The organism is Bradyrhizobium sp. cir1, assembly GCF_014198245.1.
Classification (GTDB): Bacteria; Pseudomonadota; Alphaproteobacteria; order Rhizobiales; family Xanthobacteraceae; genus Bradyrhizobium.
This window is the reverse complement of the sequence record NZ_JACIHE010000011.1, coordinates 128,543-147,361: the sequence shown is the minus strand read 5'-3', so window position 1 is coordinate 147,361 and position 18,819 is coordinate 128,543. Positions and strand designations below refer to the sequence as shown.

25 protein-coding genes are annotated in these 18,819 nt (G+C 63.2%); 15 read left to right on the top strand and 10 right to left on the bottom strand.

Annotated features, from left to right (window positions below; all coding sequences use genetic code 11):
• Positions 1-86: 86 nt before the first annotated feature.
• The 3 genes from GGD63_RS22695 (at position 87) to GGD63_RS22690 (ending at position 821) form a co-directional block, all read left to right on the top strand.
• Entirely contained in the window at positions 87-281 is a 195-nt protein-coding gene (locus tag GGD63_RS22695) for a hypothetical protein (protein WP_183245370.1), read from the top strand.
• A gap of 120 nt (positions 282-401) precedes the next feature.
• Positions 402-533 carry a hypothetical protein gene (locus GGD63_RS40625; RefSeq protein ID WP_283811975.1) on the top strand — a complete coding sequence of 44 codons (132 nt, stop codon included), beginning with the start codon at positions 402-404 and terminating at the stop codon, positions 531-533.
• Between the two features lie 81 nt (positions 534-614).
• A complete protein-coding gene (locus tag GGD63_RS22690) occupies positions 615-821 on the top strand; it encodes a hypothetical protein (protein ID WP_183245369.1) in 207 nt (68 codons plus the stop codon).
• A 222-nt stretch (positions 822-1,043) separates the two neighbouring features.
• Here GGD63_RS22690 and GGD63_RS22685 read toward each other — a convergent pair whose 3' ends face one another.
• Positions 1,044-1,292 (bottom strand): hypothetical protein, encoded by a 249-nt coding sequence (locus GGD63_RS22685; RefSeq protein ID WP_183245368.1) that lies wholly within the window; start codon positions 1,290-1,292, stop codon positions 1,044-1,046.
• A 172-nt stretch (positions 1,293-1,464) separates the two neighbouring features.
• Between GGD63_RS22685 and GGD63_RS22680 the strand changes: the two genes are divergently transcribed.
• Positions 1,465-1,623 carry a hypothetical protein gene (locus GGD63_RS22680; RefSeq protein ID WP_018648711.1) on the top strand — a complete coding sequence of 53 codons (159 nt, stop codon included), beginning with the start codon at positions 1,465-1,467 and terminating at the stop codon, positions 1,621-1,623.
• A gap of 148 nt (positions 1,624-1,771) precedes the next feature.
• On the opposite strand, the gene GGD63_RS22675 is transcribed toward GGD63_RS22680, so the two are convergent.
• The 6 genes from GGD63_RS22675 to GGD63_RS22650 form a co-directional block, all read right to left on the bottom strand.
• Positions 1,772-2,254 (bottom strand): DUF3147 family protein, encoded by a 483-nt coding sequence (locus GGD63_RS22675; RefSeq protein ID WP_183245367.1) that lies wholly within the window; start codon positions 2,252-2,254, stop codon positions 1,772-1,774.
• Positions 2,254-2,601 (bottom strand): DUF3147 family protein, encoded by a 348-nt coding sequence (locus GGD63_RS22670; protein ID WP_183245366.1) that lies wholly within the window; start codon positions 2,599-2,601, stop codon positions 2,254-2,256. Before GGD63_RS22670 ends, GGD63_RS22675 begins: the two co-directional genes overlap by 1 nt.
• Positions 2,598-3,173 (bottom strand): phosphatase PAP2 family protein, encoded by a 576-nt coding sequence (locus GGD63_RS22665; protein ID WP_183245365.1) that lies wholly within the window; start codon positions 3,171-3,173, stop codon positions 2,598-2,600. The genes GGD63_RS22670 and GGD63_RS22665 overlap by 4 nt, the downstream gene beginning before the upstream one ends.
• Before the next feature lie 71 nt (positions 3,174-3,244).
• On the bottom strand, positions 3,245-4,135 hold the full coding sequence (locus GGD63_RS22660; RefSeq protein ID WP_183245364.1) for an SDR family oxidoreductase: 891 nt from the start codon (positions 4,133-4,135) through the stop codon (positions 3,245-3,247).
• Between the two features lie 79 nt (positions 4,136-4,214).
• Positions 4,215-4,766, bottom strand: a complete 552-nt coding sequence (locus GGD63_RS22655; protein WP_183245363.1) for a DUF4142 domain-containing protein — start codon at positions 4,764-4,766, stop codon at positions 4,215-4,217.
• A gap of 81 nt (positions 4,767-4,847) precedes the next feature.
• Positions 4,848-5,075: a hypothetical protein gene (locus GGD63_RS22650; protein WP_183245362.1), complete on the bottom strand. Its 228-nt coding sequence runs from the start codon at positions 5,073-5,075 to the stop codon at positions 4,848-4,850.
• Positions 5,076-5,388: 313 nt separating this feature from the next.
• On the opposite strand from GGD63_RS22650, the gene GGD63_RS22645 reads away from it, so the two are divergent.
• From GGD63_RS22645 to GGD63_RS22630, 4 genes are all read left to right on the top strand, one after another.
• The gene (locus tag GGD63_RS22645) at positions 5,389-5,763 is read left to right on the top strand and encodes a PRC-barrel domain-containing protein (RefSeq protein ID WP_183245361.1); all 375 of its coding nucleotides are present in this window, start codon (positions 5,389-5,391) and stop codon (positions 5,761-5,763) included.
• Positions 5,764-5,787: 24 nt separating this feature from the next.
• Positions 5,788-5,949: a hypothetical protein gene (locus GGD63_RS22640; protein ID WP_183245360.1), complete on the top strand. Its 162-nt coding sequence runs from the start codon at positions 5,788-5,790 to the stop codon at positions 5,947-5,949.
• 194 nt (positions 5,950-6,143) lie between these two features.
• On the top strand, positions 6,144-7,232 hold the full coding sequence (locus GGD63_RS22635) for an HlyD family secretion protein (protein ID WP_183245359.1): 1,089 nt from the start codon (positions 6,144-6,146) through the stop codon (positions 7,230-7,232).
• Positions 7,229-8,842 carry a DHA2 family efflux MFS transporter permease subunit gene (locus GGD63_RS22630; protein ID WP_183245358.1) on the top strand — a complete coding sequence of 538 codons (1,614 nt, stop codon included), beginning with the start codon at positions 7,229-7,231 and terminating at the stop codon, positions 8,840-8,842. Before GGD63_RS22635 ends, GGD63_RS22630 begins: the two co-directional genes overlap by 4 nt.
• A gap of 173 nt (positions 8,843-9,015) precedes the next feature.
• On the opposite strand, the gene GGD63_RS22625 is transcribed toward GGD63_RS22630, so the two are convergent.
• A complete protein-coding gene (locus tag GGD63_RS22625) occupies positions 9,016-9,480 on the bottom strand; it encodes a helix-turn-helix domain-containing protein (RefSeq protein ID WP_183245357.1) in 465 nt (154 codons plus the stop codon).
• Positions 9,481-9,635: 155 nt separating this feature from the next.
• On the opposite strand from GGD63_RS22625, the gene GGD63_RS22620 reads away from it, so the two are divergent.
• From GGD63_RS22620 to GGD63_RS22600, 5 genes are all read left to right on the top strand, one after another.
• Positions 9,636-10,373 carry an SDR family oxidoreductase gene (locus GGD63_RS22620; RefSeq protein WP_183245356.1) on the top strand — a complete coding sequence of 246 codons (738 nt, stop codon included), beginning with the start codon at positions 9,636-9,638 and terminating at the stop codon, positions 10,371-10,373.
• Between the two features lie 62 nt (positions 10,374-10,435).
• Complete coding sequence (locus GGD63_RS22615) at positions 10,436-11,437, top strand: nitronate monooxygenase family protein (protein ID WP_183245355.1); 1,002 nt, start codon at positions 10,436-10,438, stop codon at positions 11,435-11,437.
• A gap of 109 nt (positions 11,438-11,546) precedes the next feature.
• Positions 11,547-11,966 (top strand): hypothetical protein, encoded by a 420-nt coding sequence (locus GGD63_RS22610; protein ID WP_183245354.1) that lies wholly within the window; start codon positions 11,547-11,549, stop codon positions 11,964-11,966.
• 400 nt (positions 11,967-12,366) lie between these two features.
• Positions 12,367-14,652 (top strand): YrzE family protein, encoded by a 2,286-nt coding sequence (locus GGD63_RS22605; RefSeq protein ID WP_183245353.1) that lies wholly within the window; start codon positions 12,367-12,369, stop codon positions 14,650-14,652.
• Positions 14,653-14,907: 255 nt separating this feature from the next.
• The gene (locus tag GGD63_RS22600; protein ID WP_183245352.1) at positions 14,908-16,482 is read left to right on the top strand and encodes an alkaline phosphatase; all 1,575 of its coding nucleotides are present in this window, start codon (positions 14,908-14,910) and stop codon (positions 16,480-16,482) included.
• Here the strand turns inward: GGD63_RS22600 and GGD63_RS22595 are convergent.
• Positions 16,479-16,700 carry a hypothetical protein gene (locus tag GGD63_RS22595; protein ID WP_183245351.1) on the bottom strand — a complete coding sequence of 74 codons (222 nt, stop codon included), beginning with the start codon at positions 16,698-16,700 and terminating at the stop codon, positions 16,479-16,481. The two genes, GGD63_RS22600 and GGD63_RS22595, sit on opposite strands and share 4 nt — an antisense overlap.
• A 260-nt stretch (positions 16,701-16,960) precedes the next feature.
• Here GGD63_RS22595 and GGD63_RS22590 point away from each other — a divergent pair, with 260 nt between their 5' ends.
• Entirely contained in the window at positions 16,961-17,779 is an 819-nt protein-coding gene (locus GGD63_RS22590) for an aldo/keto reductase (protein WP_183245350.1), read from the top strand.
• 143 nt (positions 17,780-17,922) lie between these two features.
• Here the strand turns inward: GGD63_RS22590 and GGD63_RS22585 are convergent, their stop codons facing one another.
• Positions 17,923-18,375, bottom strand: coding sequence for a hypothetical protein (locus tag GGD63_RS22585; protein ID WP_183245349.1), 453 nt, complete (start codon positions 18,373-18,375; stop codon positions 17,923-17,925).
• A 158-nt stretch (positions 18,376-18,533) separates the two neighbouring features.
• Between GGD63_RS22585 and GGD63_RS22580 the strand changes: the two genes are divergently transcribed.
• Complete coding sequence (locus tag GGD63_RS22580; RefSeq protein ID WP_183245348.1) at positions 18,534-18,806, top strand: helix-turn-helix domain-containing protein; 273 nt, start codon at positions 18,534-18,536, stop codon at positions 18,804-18,806.
• Positions 18,807-18,819: the final 13 nt, after the last annotated feature.

Sequence of the window (18,819 nt, the reverse complement as noted above, 5' to 3'; positions counted from 1 at the left end):
AATGACCGATGCCGTGCCAAGTTCCCGAACGTTAAGATCCGGTAGGGGCGGTTGCGACGCAGGAGTTCCGTCCCCACGTCTTGCTCATGAAACAGTCTGACATTTTCAGGGATAACGCCGAGAACTGCCTGCAACTCGCCGAGCGAGCGGAAGGGCAACCCGCCTTCAAGCGCTATTCGCGCATGGCGGATGCCTGGACGGCGCTTGCAAGGGAGCAGGACTGGCTCGATGGCGAAATCCCGCCAGTAACGGTCCGCATCCCCCAAGACCGGGAGGCATAGGCGGCTCTCGTCTTCGTGAGTCCGCGTGTGAGACAAAGCACGGAACGCAAGCGACCAATCGAGGATCATCCGGGAACAGTCGATCGCGTGGATTTTCGACTCCAGAAGGAGGTTTTTGCAATGGCTCCACGTCTTGCCCTTCTTTCACTCATTCTCGCCTTTGGCGTCTCGGTCGCATTCGCGACGGTGACGACGGTACGGCAGGTGCATCTCGAGAAGGCGTCGGCCGCGGTTCATGCCGCGCATGGCTAGCGCTGTTGCTCGCGTCCGGGAACATTCGGCGCTGACATGCGTAGCCGCTTCGATAAATCAAGAGAGAAGCGAGAGCATATCATGGCCCATTCCGACCACGGCATCGTCAAGGACAAGCGCGCGGAGGAGCAGCCGCGCGACAAGCAGCGCGCCCAGACGGTGCACAAGACGAACCCGAAGGGCTCGCCATCGCGAGAGGCGACGCGCGATCCCGACCTCACCGATAAGAACAAGACGCCGGGCTCCGGCGTGATGCCGGACGATTCCGGTGACGCGCCGACCGGGTAGAGCATGATCTGGACCCGGAGGGCCGCGTTAGCGCAAAGTGTGAAGCGGTTTTCCGGAAGCATCATGCTCGAACGCTAGAGGGTTTCCGCAAGGAACGAATTCGCGCGCGAAGAGTCGACGGATTGCTTCCGGTTGGCATGCCCCCGGTGCACCGGAAGCAATCTCCAAGGACGGCCCTGGCACCCACCGTGCCGGGGCCGTTTTGCCTTGCGAGGCCTGTGATCAGTCCTCGTTGCCGCTCTCGGGGTCGGTTTGAGTGTGGCCATCGGGTCCACGGCCGAACACACCGAAGTTGCTAGACTTCACGCCGGCCGCCGCATCGACGTCCGCTGCTGTCAGCCCAAACTTGAGCAGCTCGCGGACCGCAGCGGCGCGGGTCGGCATGCGGTGCTTGAATCGGAAATCGTCTACTGCGGCCAGCTCTTCCGGCGAGAGCATGACCTGAAGGCGCTCGGCGCGAAGGTCATTCATGGTCGATCACGCAGAATGAGTAAGTTGAGTAGTCTGCTCAACAAACGAACTTGGCGACAGTTCCACAAGAGTCGGTGAAAATGCCAAATGAGTAGGAATTGCAAGCAAAATCAATAAGTTATATTGAAACGACTCCCGTGCTGGCGCATTCTTCTGCAAAGGGAGATTGGCCATGACGGATGAGGTCAGGTTACCCCGCAAGCTTTCCGAAGAACCGGAAGCACCCAAGCCGGTGCGGCCGAGCCACCAGAAGGTTATCGATCAAGTCGAGCGCTGGGCGAACAGCCCGGGCCTGCAACCCCCGAGGACGGACGATGCGAAGACGGTCTGAACCCCACACATTCGAACAACGTCTCGACGCGCAGCGGCTGCGGCTCGAGCAGGAGTTCGCAAGTCTGCCGGTCGGCGTTCAGCGGGATTCCGTTGCCGCGCGCATCGAACAGCTTCATGCCGCCGCGGAGATGTTTGAATTCCTGAAGCTACGGGACGCTTCGCCGTCGCGCTGATCGCGACCAGGATTCGGACGACCGGCGATGCGAGACGGTGCGAAATTTCCGTCTCATCCACCACGCCGAGACTGAAACCACGGCCCAGGCGAAGACGGCGCCGATAAAGGCCGCGACGCTGCTCACGGGGACCGTGACGTAGAAGACGGCGGCGAACGCAGCAAGACCGATGCTTCCCAAGGCGGCGCCGGCGGCGTCGAGCGCTGCGGCCTCCTGCCCACGCCGGCGGCCATCGAGACCTGCCTTCTCCTTGGCCCTGCGCTCATGACTTTCGATCAGCGTTGCGCTGGCGCAGAAGATGGCGGGAAGGGCAAGGAAGAGCCCGCCTATGGAGGTGCCGAAGCTCGCACCCATGATGCCTGCCAGCACTGTCGCCGCTCCGCCGAGCACGAAGCGAATAGCGTATTCGTACCCGCGCGTTTGCTTCAGCGCCGATGGGGACAGCTTGACCAGCATCAGGCGGCACCTCCGAAGCTCGCGAGCAGGCCGAACGCGACGACCAGCCATACCGCGAAGGCGAGAACGGTGGCGGGCAGCGCGGCAAGACGAAACCTGATCAGCAGATGGCACACGGCAACGCTGTAGCAGGCAAGCGCGATCGCGCCGTAGATCATGGTCCAGCTTTCGGCTGCGGCGTAAGCTCTGCCATGCTGCACGATCGCGATTGCGAGCGTGGCGAGCGCGACCGAGGGTGCCGCGCCGAGCAGGCCGGCAAAACTCTTTGGCCGCAGCATGTCGCCAAGGATCGCGAAAGCTGAGACGATCACGCCACCGGCGATGAAGCGCACGACATATTCGGTCATGACTGCACCCGCCTGTGGTGCTGGCGTCTCGCCAAGGTGAGCGGCCTGAGAAGTCGTTCGACGACAACGCCGAGCGAGAACCCCGCCAGCACATCGCTCGCCCAGTGCGCCAGCAGCACGACGCGCGTCAGCGAAAGCGCAACCGTGATGAAGCGTACCGTACGGCGCGGCCCTTTTGGCAGCAGCCCTGCTGCCGAGGCCAGCCCACCCATGTGCATGGCGTGGCCGGAGGGAAAGGCATTCCGCGCTCGCCCGGAGAAGGGAACGCCATTCCGATGACCGCGAACGGTCGTGCGGTCAGGTCTTGTCTGGTCGAATATGGATTTCAGCGCGTGCGGAATCATGGCAGTCACCAACGTCACTGCCAGAATATGATTGGCGGCGGGGCGTGCCTCCGGACGCCGCAATTGAGCGTAAAACCATCCCGCAGCGGCAAGCGCCAGAAGCACGTGCTCGTCAGCCGCCCAGGTCAGCGTCTGCGCCGTCTGCTCCAGCCCTGAATTGGTGTGGTCGGCGATCTCGTTCGCGATCACCGTGTCGATCCGAGTGGGTTTGACTGTTACGACTGCCATCGGTCCGCGGTTGGTGCAACGTCCCCCATGACGTTCTTGTAAAACCTGAGTGACGATGATGGTTCCTACGGCTACGGCTGTCCGGATCCGCCTGCAGCGCCATAGATCTGACCGGTCGCGTAGCTTGCATCGGCCGCGGCAAGCTGCACGTAAATGGAGGCGAGTTCGGCGGGCTGGCCGGGGCGGCCGAGCGGCGTCATGCGGCCGAACTTCTCGAGCTTCTCCATCGTAGCGCCGCCGGAGACCTGGAGCGGGGTCCAGATCGGACCGGGTGCCACGCCGTTGACGCGAATGCCCTTGGGACCCAGCTGCTTGGCGAGCGACTTCACGTAGTTCATCGTCGCGGCCTTGGTCTGTGCGTAGTCATAAAGCTCCGGAGACGGATCGTAAGCCTGCTCGGACGTCGTGCCGATGATGCACGAGCCCGGCTTCAGATGCGGCAGCGCCGCCTTGATGATCCAGAAAGGAGCGTAGATGTTGGTCTTCATGGTCGCGTCGAAGTCCTCGGACGAGATGTCGAGGATCGACTCGCGGGTCTGCTGTCGCGCGGCGTTGCAGACGACGATGTCCAGTCCGCCGAGGCCCTGCACCGCTTGCTCGACCAGCTTCCTGCAGAAGTCCTCGTTGCGAAGGTCGCCGGGGATGGCAAGTCCGGTGCGTCCCTCCTTCTTGACCAGGGCGATGACGTCCTGGGCATCGGGTTCTTCGTTCGGGAAGTAGTTGATGGCGACGTCGGCACCTTCGCGTGCATAGGCGATCGCGGCGGCGCGCCCCATGCCGGAATCGCCGCCGGTGATGAGTGCCTTGCGGCCGGCGAGGCGGCTGGAGCCCTTGTAGCTGGTCTCGCCATGGTCCGGCCGCGGCTCCATCTTGCCGGCAAGGCCGGGCCAGGGCTGCGACTGCTTCTTGAACGGCGGCTTCGGGTAGCGGCTGACGGGATCTATCAAGTTCTGCTCGGCCATGGGCGGGTTTCCTTTCGCTGCCGAAGATGCCAGCGAAGCTAAACGAGAAGCCGCCGGCAGAACCGGCGCTCTCGAAATATTACTTCGACTGGCCGACGCTCGGCGCCTTGCCGAGCTCTTTCGCCATCTCGAGATGGTGCTTGAGCCCGGGCAGCGTCTTGCCGGCCCAGTCCTTCAGCTCGGCGTTCTCGCCGCCTTTGGCGTAGCGATCGAACAGCGACACGGCGTCTTCATGCGCGCTGACTTGATAGGAATTGTAGTCGGAGCTGAAGTCCTTGCCGGTCGCGCCCTTGAGCTTGTCGAGCTTGCTCTGATGCGAGCTGTCGAGCGCCGTCGGCAGCGTCGCCTGGACTTTGCCGTTGCCGACCAGACCCTTGAGCTCGCTGCTGGTCTTGGTGTGGTCAGTCACCATCTGCTGTGCGAAGGATTTCTCCTGAGCGTTGCCCTTCTGCTCCGCGAGCTTGCTCGACTCGATCTCGAACATGTCGCTGATGGCGACTTCCTTGACGAAGTCGGCGGTGGTGGGCGCGACGCCGAGCGCCGAATTGACGCCGGTCTTCTCGCCGAGCGACTGGGCGAGCGCGGGGCCCGCGAGGAGCACGCAAGCAAGGGCAATGACGGTTCGTTTCATGGTCGGTCCCTCTGAATTGGCGGCGCGAGCGCTTGCCGCACGACGTTTGCGCCGATCAACACGGGATCGGGACCGAGGTTCCTAATCCGTCGGATGGCGGCCGGTGCGCGGGTTGATCGGATCGGTCGGCTTGCGCCGGAGCCTTTCCGGCAGGAACGGTTCGCCTGGTGAGGCAGACGGCTCTGCACGCACGTCCGCATGGTGCTGGGCGCGCTCGTGCGGTGTCTTGTTGTCGTTGAAGTGCAGTTTCACATCGACGCCGTTGACGGGATCGTTGACGCCGTTCTGGATGTCGCGAAAATCGCTCATGGCTCACTCCATTCTGGGTAGGATCGTCTCGATCACCTGCCGCAGCGTGCCGTGCGCTCGGGGCGGACTTTCGTATGGTTCTTTCTGAAGATTGTTGATGAGCGCGGTCGGGGTCCGCCGGGTAAGCACGGTCCGCTGATGCAGGCGCTGGACGATGAAGTCGGAAACGGTCTGGGGCATCGCGCATGGCCCTCTGTGAAGCTCAGAGAACCGCTCGTTCCCTGCGATGTTCCTGACCTGCCGCTGGAACATGGACCGGAACGATCGTACGCCTGTCCGGTTGGTCCACACATTGGCTGAGTGGAGAATTGCAATGTTGAACCAAGGCGAGCTGGATCGCGCCGAGATGGGCCGGTTGATCGGCAGCGACAAGGTCGAGGGAACATCGGTCTATGGTGCCGACCGCAACAAGATCGGCTCGATCGAGCGCGTGATGATCGACAAGATCAGCGGCAGAGTGTCCTACGCCGTGCTCGGTTTCGGCGGATTCCTGGGCCTCGGTAATGATCACTACCCCTTGCCCTGGCAGTCGCTGAAGTACGACACCGAGCTCGGCGGCTATGTCACCGGCATCACGGCCAAGGAGCTGCAAGGCGCGCCGAAATACGGCGCGAAAAGCGATTGGAACTGGAGCGATGACGCCGCCGTTCGCGGCATCAACTCATACTACGGTGTTCCGTTCGCGTAAGGCTGCTTCACGAAAGGAGATCCGATGAGCAAGGAACGGCCCAACGACGATCCCCGGCAGCAGAATGACTGGGGATCTCATGCCCAGACGGACAAGCCCTGGAAGGGCAATCCGGAGAAAGAACAGGGATCGGACAACAAGGTGAAACCCGATCTCGAGAAATGGCACGAGACCAAGACGCACTGAGCGAAGTGCGTCGGCACGACCATCGAGGCGAGCGCGGCACGGTGAGTGCCGCGCTTGCTTTTTGACCTCTGCAATCACGAACGGCGGTGGCGCGCTCGGGATGCGGAACCATGCCTCAGTGCCAAGGTTAGGCTGGCGGCGCATAAGCTCGCTTTGTCGTTCTGCGCCGTTCAATCCCGAGAAAGGTGTGCACCGTGGATGCTCAAACCCGGGAGCGTGGGGCGCGTGCGGAGCAGCCGGCGAAATCGCCGCCGCTGCGGGACCGGCTCCGCGAGCATTGGCTTCTCACCACCATGGGAGCGATCGTGCTGGTCGCCGCACTCGCCGGCGGTCTGCTCTACTGGCTTGACGTGCGTCATTACGAATCCACGGACGACGCCTTCATCGCCGCGCGCAGCTTTTCCGTGGCCTCGAAGGTCGGCGGCTACGTGACCGACATCCCGGCCACGGACAATCAGCATGTCAATGCCGGTGACCTGCTGGCCAGGATCGACGAGCGCGACTATCGCATCGCCATCGATCAGGCCAACGCTCAGCTCGCGGTCGCCAAGGCGAACGTCGCCAATGTCGAGGCGCAGATCGATTCGCAGCAGGAGCAGATCAAGCAGGCTCAGGCGCAGCTCGAGCAGGCCCAGGCCCAGCTCCAGTTCTCGCAGGAAGAGTTCAAGCGCGCGGAAGATCTGGTCGAGAAGGGCGCCGGCACGGTGCAGCGCCAGCAGCAGACGCGCTCCGATCTTCAGGCGCAGCAGGCCAACACGGAGCGGACCAAAACCGCGGTGACAGCCGCGCAGCTCGGTATCAAGACGCTGCAAGCCCAGCTGGAAGGCGCCAAGGCGCAAGTCGAGCAGTCGCAGGCGCAGCTCGATCAGGCCAGGCTGAATTTGCAATATACGAGCGTCGTCGCGGCGCAGTCCGGCCGTGTGGTCAAGCTCTCGGGCGCCAAGGGCACCTTCGCCACGGCGGGCCAAAGCCTGATGATGTTCGTGCCCGACGAGGTCTGGATCGTCGCCAACTACAAGGAGACCCAGCTCAACGACATGCGGCCCGGCCAGCCGGTCGAGATCCGCATCGATGCCTATCCGGGCCGCAAGCTGGCCGGCCATGTCGATTCCGTGCAGCCCGGCTCCGGCACCGCGTTCAGCCTGCTGCCTGCGGAAAACGCCACCGGCAACTACGTCAAGGTCGTCCAGCGCGTGCCGGTGAAGATCGTGGTCGACAATTGGCCGGCCGATCTGCCCGTCGGTCCGGGCATGTCGGTCGTGCCCTGGACCAGGGTGCGATGAGCGACGTCGCGCAAGGCGGCGCGTCCGGGTGGTCACCGGAGCGCTCGGCGGCCGGCGGGCACAATCCCTATCTGATCGCCTTCGTGGTTTCGATCGCGACCTTCATGGAGGTGCTCGACACCACCATCGCCAACGTCGCGCTGCGGCACATCGCCGGCGGGCTCGCGGTGGGCATCGACGAGAGCACCTATGTCATCACCAGCTATCTCGTCGCCAATGCCATCGTGCTGTCGATCTCGGGCTGGCTCTCGACCGTGATCGGCCGCAAGCGCTTCTACATGATGTGCGTGGCGACGTTCTCGGTCGCCTCGCTTCTGTGCGGCTTCGCCTGGAATTTGCAGTCGCTGGTGCTGTTCCGCATTCTGCAGGGCCTCGGCGGCGGCGGCATGGCCACCAGCGAGCAGGCGATCCTCGCCGACTCCTTCCCGCCGCACAAGCGCGGCCAGGCTTTCGCCATCTACGGCGTTGCCGTGGTGGTCGCGCCGGTGGTCGGCCCGACCCTCGGCGGCTGGATCACCGACACCTATAGCTGGCACTGGGTGTTCCTGATCAACGTGCCGATGGGGCTGCTTTCGCTGTTCCTGGTCGGCACGCTGGTCAAGGAGCCGTCGGGAGCGGAGGAGGAGAGGGAGAAGCTCCTGAGCAGGGGTCTGCGCGTCGACTATATCGGCTTTCTGCTCGTCGCGATCGGGCTCGGCTCGCTCGAATTCGTGCTTGACGAAGGCCAGCGTAACGACTGGTTCGGATCGACCATGATTGTGATCTTCGCGGTTCTCGCAGCGGTCTCCCTGCTGGCGCTGATCCCATGGGAACTGACGCGTGAGGATCCCATCATCGATCTGCGCCTGCTCGGCCGCCGCCAGTTCGGCGCCTGCTTCCTGGTCATGCTGGGAACCGGCGCGGTGCTGATCTCGACGACCCAGCTCCTGCCGCAACTGCTCCAGACCGAGCTGAACTACACGGCCATGCTGGCCGGCCTTGCCCTATCGCCCGGCGGCGTCGCAACCCTGGTGCTGATGCCGGTGGTGGGCCGCCTCGTCAGCGCGGTGCAGCCGAAATATCTCATCATGTTCGGCGCTGCCATCGTGGCGTTATCGATGTGGCATCTTACCGGACTCACCGGCGACATCACTTATGGCTATGCGGCGCTGTCGCGCATCTTCCTCGCGCTGGGCCTGCCCTTCCTGTTCCTGCCGGTGACGACTGCCTCCTATGACGGCGTGCCGCCCGACAAGACCAACCAGGCCTCTGCGCTGATCAACGTCGCCCGCAACATCGGCGGCTCAATGGGCGTCGCACTGGCGCAGACGATTTTGGCGCAGCGCCAGCAATTCCATCAGAGCCGCCTCGTCGAGCACGCCGCGCCGTCTGATCTCGGCTATCAGCAAACCATCGATGCGATGACGCGCTACTTCCAGGCGCAGGGCTCGAATGCGAGCGACGCCGCGTCGCAGGCAGTTGCCTGGGTCGGCAGGACCTTGCAGCAGCAGGTCGACTTCCTCGCCTATATCGATGTGTTCTGGACGCTCGCGATCGTCGCGGTTCTGATGATCCCCACGGCTGCCGTGCTGCGACCGATCGACTTGAGTGCGCCGGCGCGGGGGCATTGAGTGGCAATGCCATCAGTGCGTCTTTGGCGCGAGAGCGTATCCCACCCTCGCTGTCATCGCCCGCGAAGGCGGGCGATCCAGTATTCCAGAGGCAGTCGAGGGATGCAGAGAGGCCGCGGCGTACTGGATGCCCCGGTCAAGCCGGGGCATGACACCTGTTTACTTGGCGACATTCACCCCACCGCTTCTTCCCGCCCCGGACCCGCATGCACATGCACTTGCTTGGCATGCAGTACCTCCCCGCATTCCGAGCACACCATCACCGGGTCGAACAACTTGCCGCATGTCTTGTGCTCGTGCAGCAGCGGGCGGCCGCGCTCGTCGCCCATGTGGGTGTCGCCCCAATGCACCATCGCCATGATGATCGGGTAGAGGTCGAGGCCCTTCTGGGTGAGGATGTATTCGTAGCGCTTGGGCGCTTCTGAATAGGGGACGCGACGCAGGATGCCAAAGCGCACCAGCTTCTTCAGCCGCTCCGAGAGCAGATGCCGCGTGATCTGAAGCGAGGACTGGAACGCCTCGAACCGTCTTACGCGCAAAAAGCATTCGCGCAGGATCAGCAGCGTCCAGCGATCGCCGACCACGGCGACGGTGCGGGAAAGCGAGCAGGGCTCCTCGTCCAGCGTGTCCCACTTCATAATCCGGTCTCCGGCACTAGTCAGTCAGAAAAAGGAACGGACTTGAATGATCGACGTAATTTCCAGCCAAACCTAGCACTTGGCTCGGTGGTTTGACAGTTCTATTTTAGAACTATAGCCTCCTGTCAATCACACCCTCAGCGGAGGAGACGACCTTGCCCAAGCGAAACGCGACCGCCGCCGTCATCGGGGCCGGCGATTTCATCGGCTCCGAGATCGCCAAGAAATTCGCTGCGGAAGGATTTTCGATCTTCGCCGGCCGCCGCAACGGCGACAAGCTGGCGCCGCTGGTGAAGGACATCGAGGCCTCAGGCGGTGAGATCCACGCGCGCTCGCTCGATGCGCGCAAGGAAGACGAGGTCATCTCGTTCCTCAACGATGCCGACAAGCATGCGCCGCTCGAGGTCTGCATCTTCAACGTCGGCGCCAACGTCAATTTCCCGATCCTCGACACCACCGAGCGCGTGTTCCGGAAAGTGTGGGAGATGGCCTGCTATTCCGGCTTCCTCGCCGGCCGGGAAGCGGCGCGGCTGATGCTGCCGCGCGGCGGCGGCAACATCTTCTTCACCGGTGCGACTGCAAGCTTGCGCGGCGGCAGCGGCTTTGCCGCCTTCGCCAGCGCCAAGTTCGGCCTGCGCGCGGTGGCGCAGGCGATGGCGCGCGAGCTCGGGCCGAAGAACATCCACGTCGCCCATCTCATCATCGATTCCGGCGTCGACACCGAATGGGTGCGGCAGCGCCGGCTCGAAGCGCTCGGGCCGAACGCGCTCGACAATCCCGATCTCCTGATGCCGCCCTCGTCGGTCGCGGACGCCTATTGGCAGCTCTATCAGCAGCCCAGGAGCGCCTGGACCTTCGAGATGGAGATCAGGCCGTTCGGGGAGAAATGGTGACCACGGCGCAAAAGTCCGGCTAGACTGATCCCAACCCAAGCAAAATTCCGGGAGGTACTTAAGTGAAGACCGCGATCACCGAACTGTTCGGCATCGAGCACCCCATCATCCAGGGCGGCATGCATTTCGTCGGCTTTGCCGAGCTTGCCGCCGCCGTCTCGAATGCCGGCGGGCTCGGCATCATCACGGGCCTCACTCAGAAGACGCCGGAATCGCTCGCCAAGGAGATCGCGCGCTGCCGCGACCTGACCGACAAGCCGTTCGGCGTGAACCTGACCTTCCTGCCGACCTTCTCGGCGCCGCCTTATCCGGAATACATTGCGGCCATCGTCGAGGGCGGCATCAAGGCGGTGGAGACCGCGGGCCGCAGCCCGGAAGCCTACATGCCGGCGCTGAAAGCCGCCGGCATCAAGGTGATCCACAAATGCACCTCGGTCCGCCACTCGCTGAAGGCCGAGCGCATCGGCTGCGACGCCGTCAGCGTTGACGGCTTCGAGTGCGGCGGCCATCCCGGCGAAGACGACATTCCCAACATGATCCTGCTGCCGCGGGCGGCAGAGGAGCTGAAGATCCCGTTCGTGGCCTCCGGCGGCATGGCCGACGGGCGTAGTCTCGTCGCGGCGCTGTCGCTGGGCGCGGCCGGCATGAACATGGGCACGCGCTTTATCGCGACCAAGGAAGCCCCGGTGCATCAGAACGTAAAGAACGCGCTCGTTGCGGCCACCGAGCTCGACACCCGCCTGATCATGCGCGCCCTGCGCAACACGGAACGCGTGCTGAAGAACGCCAATGTCGATCGCTTGCTCGAGATCGAGCGCGAGAAGGGCACCAAGCTCACCATCGACGACATTCACGACCAGGTCGCGGGCGTGTATCCCAGGATCATGCTGGACGGGCAGATGGACGCCGGCGCCTGGAGCTGCGGCATGGTCGCCGGCCTCATCCACGACATCCCCTCCTGCAAGGAACTCATCGATCGCATCATGGGCGAGGCGGAAACCATCATCCGCGGCCGCCTTATGGGGTTCCTGGATGGGACGGGGGCGACGCGTAAGGTCGCCTGACACCGCCAAACTTCTTAACCACGGCAGCAACCGGCCGCTGGAATTCCGCGCGATGCCCTCCTAAATAGGGATAAATTACGCCCTAAATAATCAATTTCAGGAGGCGTCCGTGGTCCTGAAAAGCGTTCCTTTTGCCGTTGCCGTCGCCCTCGTCGTTGCATGGGGCGGCATCGTGCGCGCTGACGACTACAAGCCTGACGAATATCTCGGTCTCGATCTCTCCAAGGCGGTGCTGTCGCCGAAGCGGCTCGGGCCCGAGACGCGGTTCGCACCGGTCGCACTCGAGGCGAAGGGCGGCAACGAGGCGCAGGCGCGGATCGAGCCGATGGATGTGCCGAAGAAGGTCGCCGCCGAACGCGTGCATGTGCCCGAGCCGAAGGTCGCGCATACCAAGAGCACGCAGCCCCGCGGCGCCGCCCGCACCAAGCTCGCGCATCGCCGCAGCAACCCGCTCGACGCGCAGGCGATGGACACCCGCATCCAGACCTGGCCGTGCCGCTCCGGCGGCATCTGCAACTGGAAGCGCTAGAGCAGTCTGGTCTTCGTCGCTATTTTGGCACAAGATCACAAGCGGTTGGCGCGAATTAGCGAAACGCACTTGGCCGCCTTTGCTAAAGGTGTACGGTCCGGTTTTGACCGGCACAGCCATCGGCATTGTCCGGGCGACTTACTGACGCTTGGCGCGCTCGCTCCTCATTGCTACTGCTCTAGGGCGATCACGTCGCGTCTGAAGCCAGACGTGGGCGATGATACTGATAAGACGAAATTTCTTCTTTCTGGCGCTTGATCTGGACAATCCGAATCATTTGGAGTTGCACGCAAAATACCACAACGTCTAATTGACCTGTCCTGTCTTCCTTGCTCTGGGATAGAGCTTACCGATTATGCAGCTATCGCTATTGGCGACCTTACCACCGAGGTTGAGTTAGATGATTGACGAGCCGACCAGTTTATTGCCGCCGTCGGGTGCGGGGGAAAGTGACGATACAACAAAGACCCGAACGCGCCTTGCGATGCTGGTTGAAAAGATCCGCGAGGCCGCGGGCCGCGCATTCGCGTTCAAGACCAACCCACTGCGATCGGTTCTCGCTGTGGCCGGCTGCCTGCTTGTCCTGTTCGTGGCAGCATGGGTCCTTGACAAGATCTTCGTCTACTTCCTGGCCCGCAGCTATGTCCAGGAGGTTGCTGACGTCTTCGACCTGAACAAGCATCTTGCCAATGCGCTTGTTTATGTGACCTTCGTTGCGCTCGTCTTCTTCGGCGGGCTGACGATTTCGCTGTCGAAGCGACGGCGGCTTGTGGGGCTTCTCGGCGTCTTCGTCCTGATGGTCGGGCAGTCCCTCATCTTGTGGCGGGGAACCTCGAAAGAGATTATTTCACGCGATGGCAACGCCCTGAAGTGCTACGTAATCACGCGCGATGGCGTCAGATATGGCGAACGGCCCGGCATAGATCCGGGGACCGGACGCCAATGTCGTGCCGTCACGCCCGAAATGGTCGAGCGTCTTCGCGAATACGAGAAGGGCAATCGTCCGACTCAGATCACCGGCGGCACGCCGACCTTCTTCAATCTCGGAACGGGAGAACCGATCGTCTGGTACTCCAAGACCAAGAACGGCGAGATTGAACTGTTCGACCTGATGGGTTTCCATCCCTCTTCCGGAGAGGAATTGCTTCCGATCACCAAAGACGTCGTCGAGGCCTGGAACCTGCAAAAGCAGAAAGAGGCGCGCCAGGCTCCAACGCTGATCGATCCCGAGAAATACGCGTTCTTCGATCCTATCACCGGCAAGGCTCGCGTCTGGTATCGACGCGCTGACAAGACGGGCGATTTCGAGTTCTACGATCGCGAAGGCTTCGACCCGCGAACCGGCGATGCCCTCGCAGTCATCTCGCGCGACGTGATCGCAGCCTGGCAGCAGTACAAGCGCGATAGCGAATCCCAAAAATGTTACGTCATCACCAAGGACGCGGTGCGATACGGCAACAAGCCGGGCATCGACAGCGCCACGGGCAAGGAATGCCGGCTGTTGACGGCCGAACTGCTCCAGAGGCTCAGGGAATACGAGAAGGGCAATCGTCCGAAGCCGATCAAGGCGCCGCCGGATCCGGTGTTCTTCGATCTGCGAACCGGAGAACCCATCGTCTGGTATTACAAGGCCAGGTCCGGCGCGATCGAGATCTTCGACCTGATGGGCTTCCATCCCGAGACCGGCGAGGAACTTCTGCCGGTCAGCAGGGACATCGTGGAAGCTTGGAAAGCGCAGCGGCAGTCCGAAGCCGTCAGGGCTCCGCAGCGGATCGATCCCGAGAAATATGCCTTCTTCGATCCCCTCACCGGCAACGCGCGCGTCTGGTACTGGCGCAGCCAGAAGGGCGAGTACGAATTCTACGACGCCCCGGGGTTCCAGCCGCACACCGGGGAGGCGCTGATTGTCGTCACCAAGGATACCCTCGATCAGCTCAAGCGGGATGCCGAAGGGAGGCAAAAGGAGCTTGAACAGCAGCGATTGAAGATCGAGCAACAGCAGCGCGAGCGGACTGAGCGGCTTGAGCGTGAAACACGTGAAGCCGCCCAAAGGCTGGACGAGGAGAGAAAGAAGCGCGAGGCCGAGATCCAACGCGAGACCCAGGCAGCCAACCTTTGCGACCAGCTGGCCGGAAACCCGACCGACCCGCAACGGTCGGGGCCGGGGGCCCCATTCGACGCGCTCAAGGCCCGGGTCAGCGACGCGGTGGCCAATTGCGAGCTGGCTGTCCGGCAATATCCGGATCAGCTCCGGTTTCAGTATCAACTGGGCCGATCGCTGCAGTTCGGAGATCGCAACAGGGCCTACGAAATCCATCGCAAGCTCGTTAGCCTGCGCTATCCCGCCGCCTACGACAATCTGGGCTGGATTCTGTATCAGGACAAGAAGAACGTCCCGGAGGCGGTCAATACCTTTCGGATGGGTGTGCGGCTCGGCGATCCCGATTCAATGGTGAGCCTGGCCGAAATGATCGACCGAAAATACGCCTATCCCATGGATCAGAGCGAAACGAAAATTTCCCTCTATGCGAGAGCGGGGGCGCTCGGGCATCTGGGCGCGCAGCGGGCGCTTCAGGTCGAGCAGGCGAACGAGGCAAAGGCGGCACAGGATCTCGCCGTGCAGCAACAACAGCAACGGCTGATGTTGGAGATGCTCGGAACGATCGTGCAGAACGTGCGCCGCTAGCAGCACTTCCGGCCATTTGCGACAGGATCGGCCGCGCACAGCGTTTACCCAGATCTTGCGCGCAACAGCTGCTGCTGCAAGCTTTTCGCGTGCGCTTGGTGTGTCGGCCACCGGTCGATTGTGTTCAAATGCCCTAGGTCCGTCCGCTGCCGTCATCCCGGTGTCGCAAAACCGTAGGCGCGGAGTCAAGAAACCGTCAGGGTGGAGTCAAGGAGCGCAGGCACCTTCCGTCGCGATTCGACGAAGGTTTCCTGAATGGCAATGCTCCGAGCCCCGCGCGCATGGACCCGGCGGCAATTCCTGGTCCGCTCGACTTCAAGCCTCGCCGTCGCCTCGCTCGGCACGCTCGCAACGCCCCGCATCAGCCGTGCCGCCGACCGCCCGCAAATCGCGGGCGGCATCCAGTCCGGCGATGTCTCGGATGGCTCTGCCGTGGTCTGGGCGCGCGCGGACCGGGCCGCACGGATGCACGTGGAGTGCTCCACTGTCGAGAGCTTCAAGACCATCATTGCGTCGGCTTCGCGCAATGCTCTGCCGGATGCGGATTTCACCTCAAAGCTGCTGCTGAATGACCTGCCGCCCGGGCAGGACATCTTCTATCGCGTGCGCTTCGACGACATCGCCACCGGCATCGCCGGCGAAAGCCGCGTCGGTCGATTCCGCACCGCGCCGGCAGCTAATCAATCGATCTCGTTCCTGTGGTCCGGCGACACCGCGGGGCAGGGCTGGGGCATCGACGTCTCGCGTGGCGGCTATCGCAGCTATCGCACCATGCTCGACAATCGCCCCGACTTCTTCATCCACTCCGGCGATCACATCTATGCCGATTGCACGATTCCTGCCGAACAGAAGCTGCCGGACGGCGAGACCTGGCGCAACATCGTCACCGAGGAAAAGGCTGAGGTCGCGCACACGCTGGCGCAGTTCCGCGGCAATTACAAATACAACCATCTGGACGAGCACTTTCGCGCCTTTCACGCGAACGTGCCGCTGTTCGCGCAATGGGACGACCACGAGGTCACCAACGACTGGTCGCCGTCCGGCAGCTACGACGATGCGGGCTTCGAGGACGACGGGACGCCGCGCCTGGTCGCACGCGCCCGCCGCGCCTTCTTCGACTTCATGCCGATCCGCGACATCGGCGCGCGGCAGGGCCGGGTCTATCGCAAGATCGCTTACGGCCCGCTGCTCGACGTCTTCATGATCGACATGCGCAGCTATCGCGACGAGACCTGGAACAAGGGCCGGGATCAGCGCGGCTGGATTCTCGGCGCCGAGCAGCTCGCCTGGCTGAAGCGCGAGCTTGCGGCCTCCCGCGCGACCTGGAAGGTGATCGCGGCGGACTTGCCGATTGGCCTGGTCAGCCTCGATGCGGTCGCGCTTGGCAACGGTCCTCCGGATCGGCGCGAGCACGAGATCGCCGATCTGCTCTCCTCCATCAAGCGTGCCGGCATCCGCAACATCGTCTGGCTCACCGCCGACATGCACTACACCGCCGCGCACTATTACGATCCGAACAAGGCGCAGTTTCAGGACTTCGAACCGTTTTGGGAGTTCGTCTCCGGCCCGCTGCATGCCGGCACCTGGGGGCCCGGTGACCTCGACAACACCTTTGGCCCGGTCGCGATGTATCAGAACGGATGCAGCGCGGCACAGGGCGAGAATCTGGCGCCGTGTTTCGGGCTGCAGTTCTTCGGCCGTGTCGACATCGACGGCGCGAGCGGCGTGATGACCGTGACCCTGAAGGACGTCGACAACCGCGACCTCTGGTCGGTCGATATCGTGCCGCAGCCACAGACGCGTCCGGCCGTGGTGGCCCAGCACTCCTAGGGCATGCGCAGGCCGATGCCTCCGCGCACGGGCCGGGTCGCGGGCCGCGCGGCTTCCGCACGAGCGTTCGTCCACGAAGGCACTTTCGGCACGGTGGGTTGCCGGACAAAGAATTCGCCCTGCTTGGGGGAGCCCATATAGGCAAAGCCGTCGGCATGAGCCGAAGCGGCACTGCCAAGAGCTGCCGCCACGATGGCCATCGTCAACAGCGTCTTCATAATAATTCCTCCATCTCGCATGCGGCGCGAATGACCGCGATGGCGGAGATGCTGCCAGATGAGCGAGATGATCTGAAATGCCGTTTGGCTGTTGTGGCGATGCCTGCCAGGCATCTTGCTAAACTGATCTTGATTTGGCCCTGTTCCGGCGGGGAGCTACAATGTGCATTCCCGCCACCTCTTTTCCATCACCGAAGAGTCTGCTCGCTCGGCACTGCTGCGCGTATCCGGCGGGCTGAAATACGTCAGGAGCCTGTTTCATGGACAATCTGAAGACACAGGGCATCAGCATGCCCAAGCTCGGCCTCGGCACCTTCCGCATGCAGGGCGATGCCTGCCGGGCGGCGGTCGAGAGTGCGCTTGCGATCGGCTACCGCCACATCGACACCGCCGAGATGTACGCCAACGAAGAGGCGATCGGCGCCGCGCTTGCCGCAGCCCGCGTGCCGCGCAATGAGCTGCACGTCACGACAAAGGTCTGGCACGAGAATCTCAGCCCAGATGCGATCCGCCGTGCCTTCGATGCCAGCCTGACGAAGCTGCGGCTCGATCATGTCGATCTCTATCTCGTGCACTGGCCGTCGAAATCCGCGAACTGGGGCGCGGTGTTCGAGACCTTGATGAAGCTGAAGGAGGAGGGGCGCACGCGGGCGATCGGCGTTGCCAACTTCACCACCGCACTCCTCAAGATCGCGATCGAGGACATCAAGGCGCCGATCGCCTGCAACCAGATCGAATATCACGCGATGCTCGATCAATCGAAGGTGCTGGCCTATCTCAAGCCTAAGTCGATCCCGCTGGTCGCCTATTGCCCGCTGGCGCAGGGGCGCATTGCCTCGGATCCCGTGCTGGCCGAGGTTGGCATCAAACACAATGCGACCGCCGCGCAAGTCGCGCTGAAATGGCTGCTCGACCAGGACGGCGTTGCCGCGATCCCGAAGGCCTCGCGCCGCGAGAGCCAGCAGGCCAATCTCGATGCGCTGAAGATCACGCTTGACGATGCCGACCGCAAGAAGATCGCCGCGCTGGCAAAGGACAGGCGCTGCGTCAATCCGGGCTTTGCGCCGACGTGGGATTAGTAGGCGGAGGCAGCCGCTGTTTACCCTCTGCCCTTGCGGGAGAGGGTGGCTCGCCGCGAAGCGGCGAGACGGGTGAGGGGTATCTCTCCGCGCATGAATCTCTTACTTTCGGACTCGCTGAAACAACCTCTCATCCGGAATGCTCAATCGCAGCGCTGCTGCGCCGGCGTCGGCGCGCCCGTCGCGACGTACTTGCCGTCCCTGATCGTGTACTCGCCGCGCTCGCTGCGATTGTAGATCGCGCGCAAATTGCCGTCCTTCGCCAGCAGCAGCCCGAATTCGCGGGTCTGATGCAGCGAGGGGAAGTACACCATCACATTGAGCAGGCCTCCGGTGTTGACCGTGGCGGACACCACCTCGTTCTCGTCCTTGGCGTCGCCGAAATTGCGCCGGTACATCAGCCGGCCGTCCTTCCGGATCTCGTAGGTCAGGAGCGCACCCTTGTCGCGGTCCGGCCGGGCCGCGCAATCGACCGCCCAGGAGCCGAGCAGGCCCCATTGCTCGACAGTCGCCGCGAGCGTCTCCGCGCGCGCCAGAGGTATGAAGGCAACCCATAGCAATGCAGCCGCGGTCCAGCGGCTCAAACAACGCGTCATGTCCCGAAAAGCCCCGCCTCGAAGAATTCCAAACTGTAGCATCCCCGGCGCGGCCGTCCACGCTAACTGCCGATCGCGCGCGAATTTGATCCGCGTCAATGAGACCGGCCGTAGCGGGGGTAGGATAGCGTTTCCCGAAGGCGAACGTGGATAGATCAATGCTGAATCAAGTCATGGATTTTGCGGGCGAAGTGCTGCCGGGGAGCTGCGCCGTGCCGCCCTATTCGGAGACCGCGTTTCTGGCCGAGCTGGGCGACCGCCTGAAGTCGTCGCGCACACGCTGCGACCTGTCGCGCCGGGAGCTCGCCCGCCGCTCCGGGATCTCCGAGCGCTACATCGCCCAGATCGAGGCCGGCAAGGGTAACGTCTCGATCGTCTTGTTGCTGCGGCTTGCCTCGGCGATCCACAGCAGCCAGCCACAGGCGGCCTGACGCTCCGAGGTGA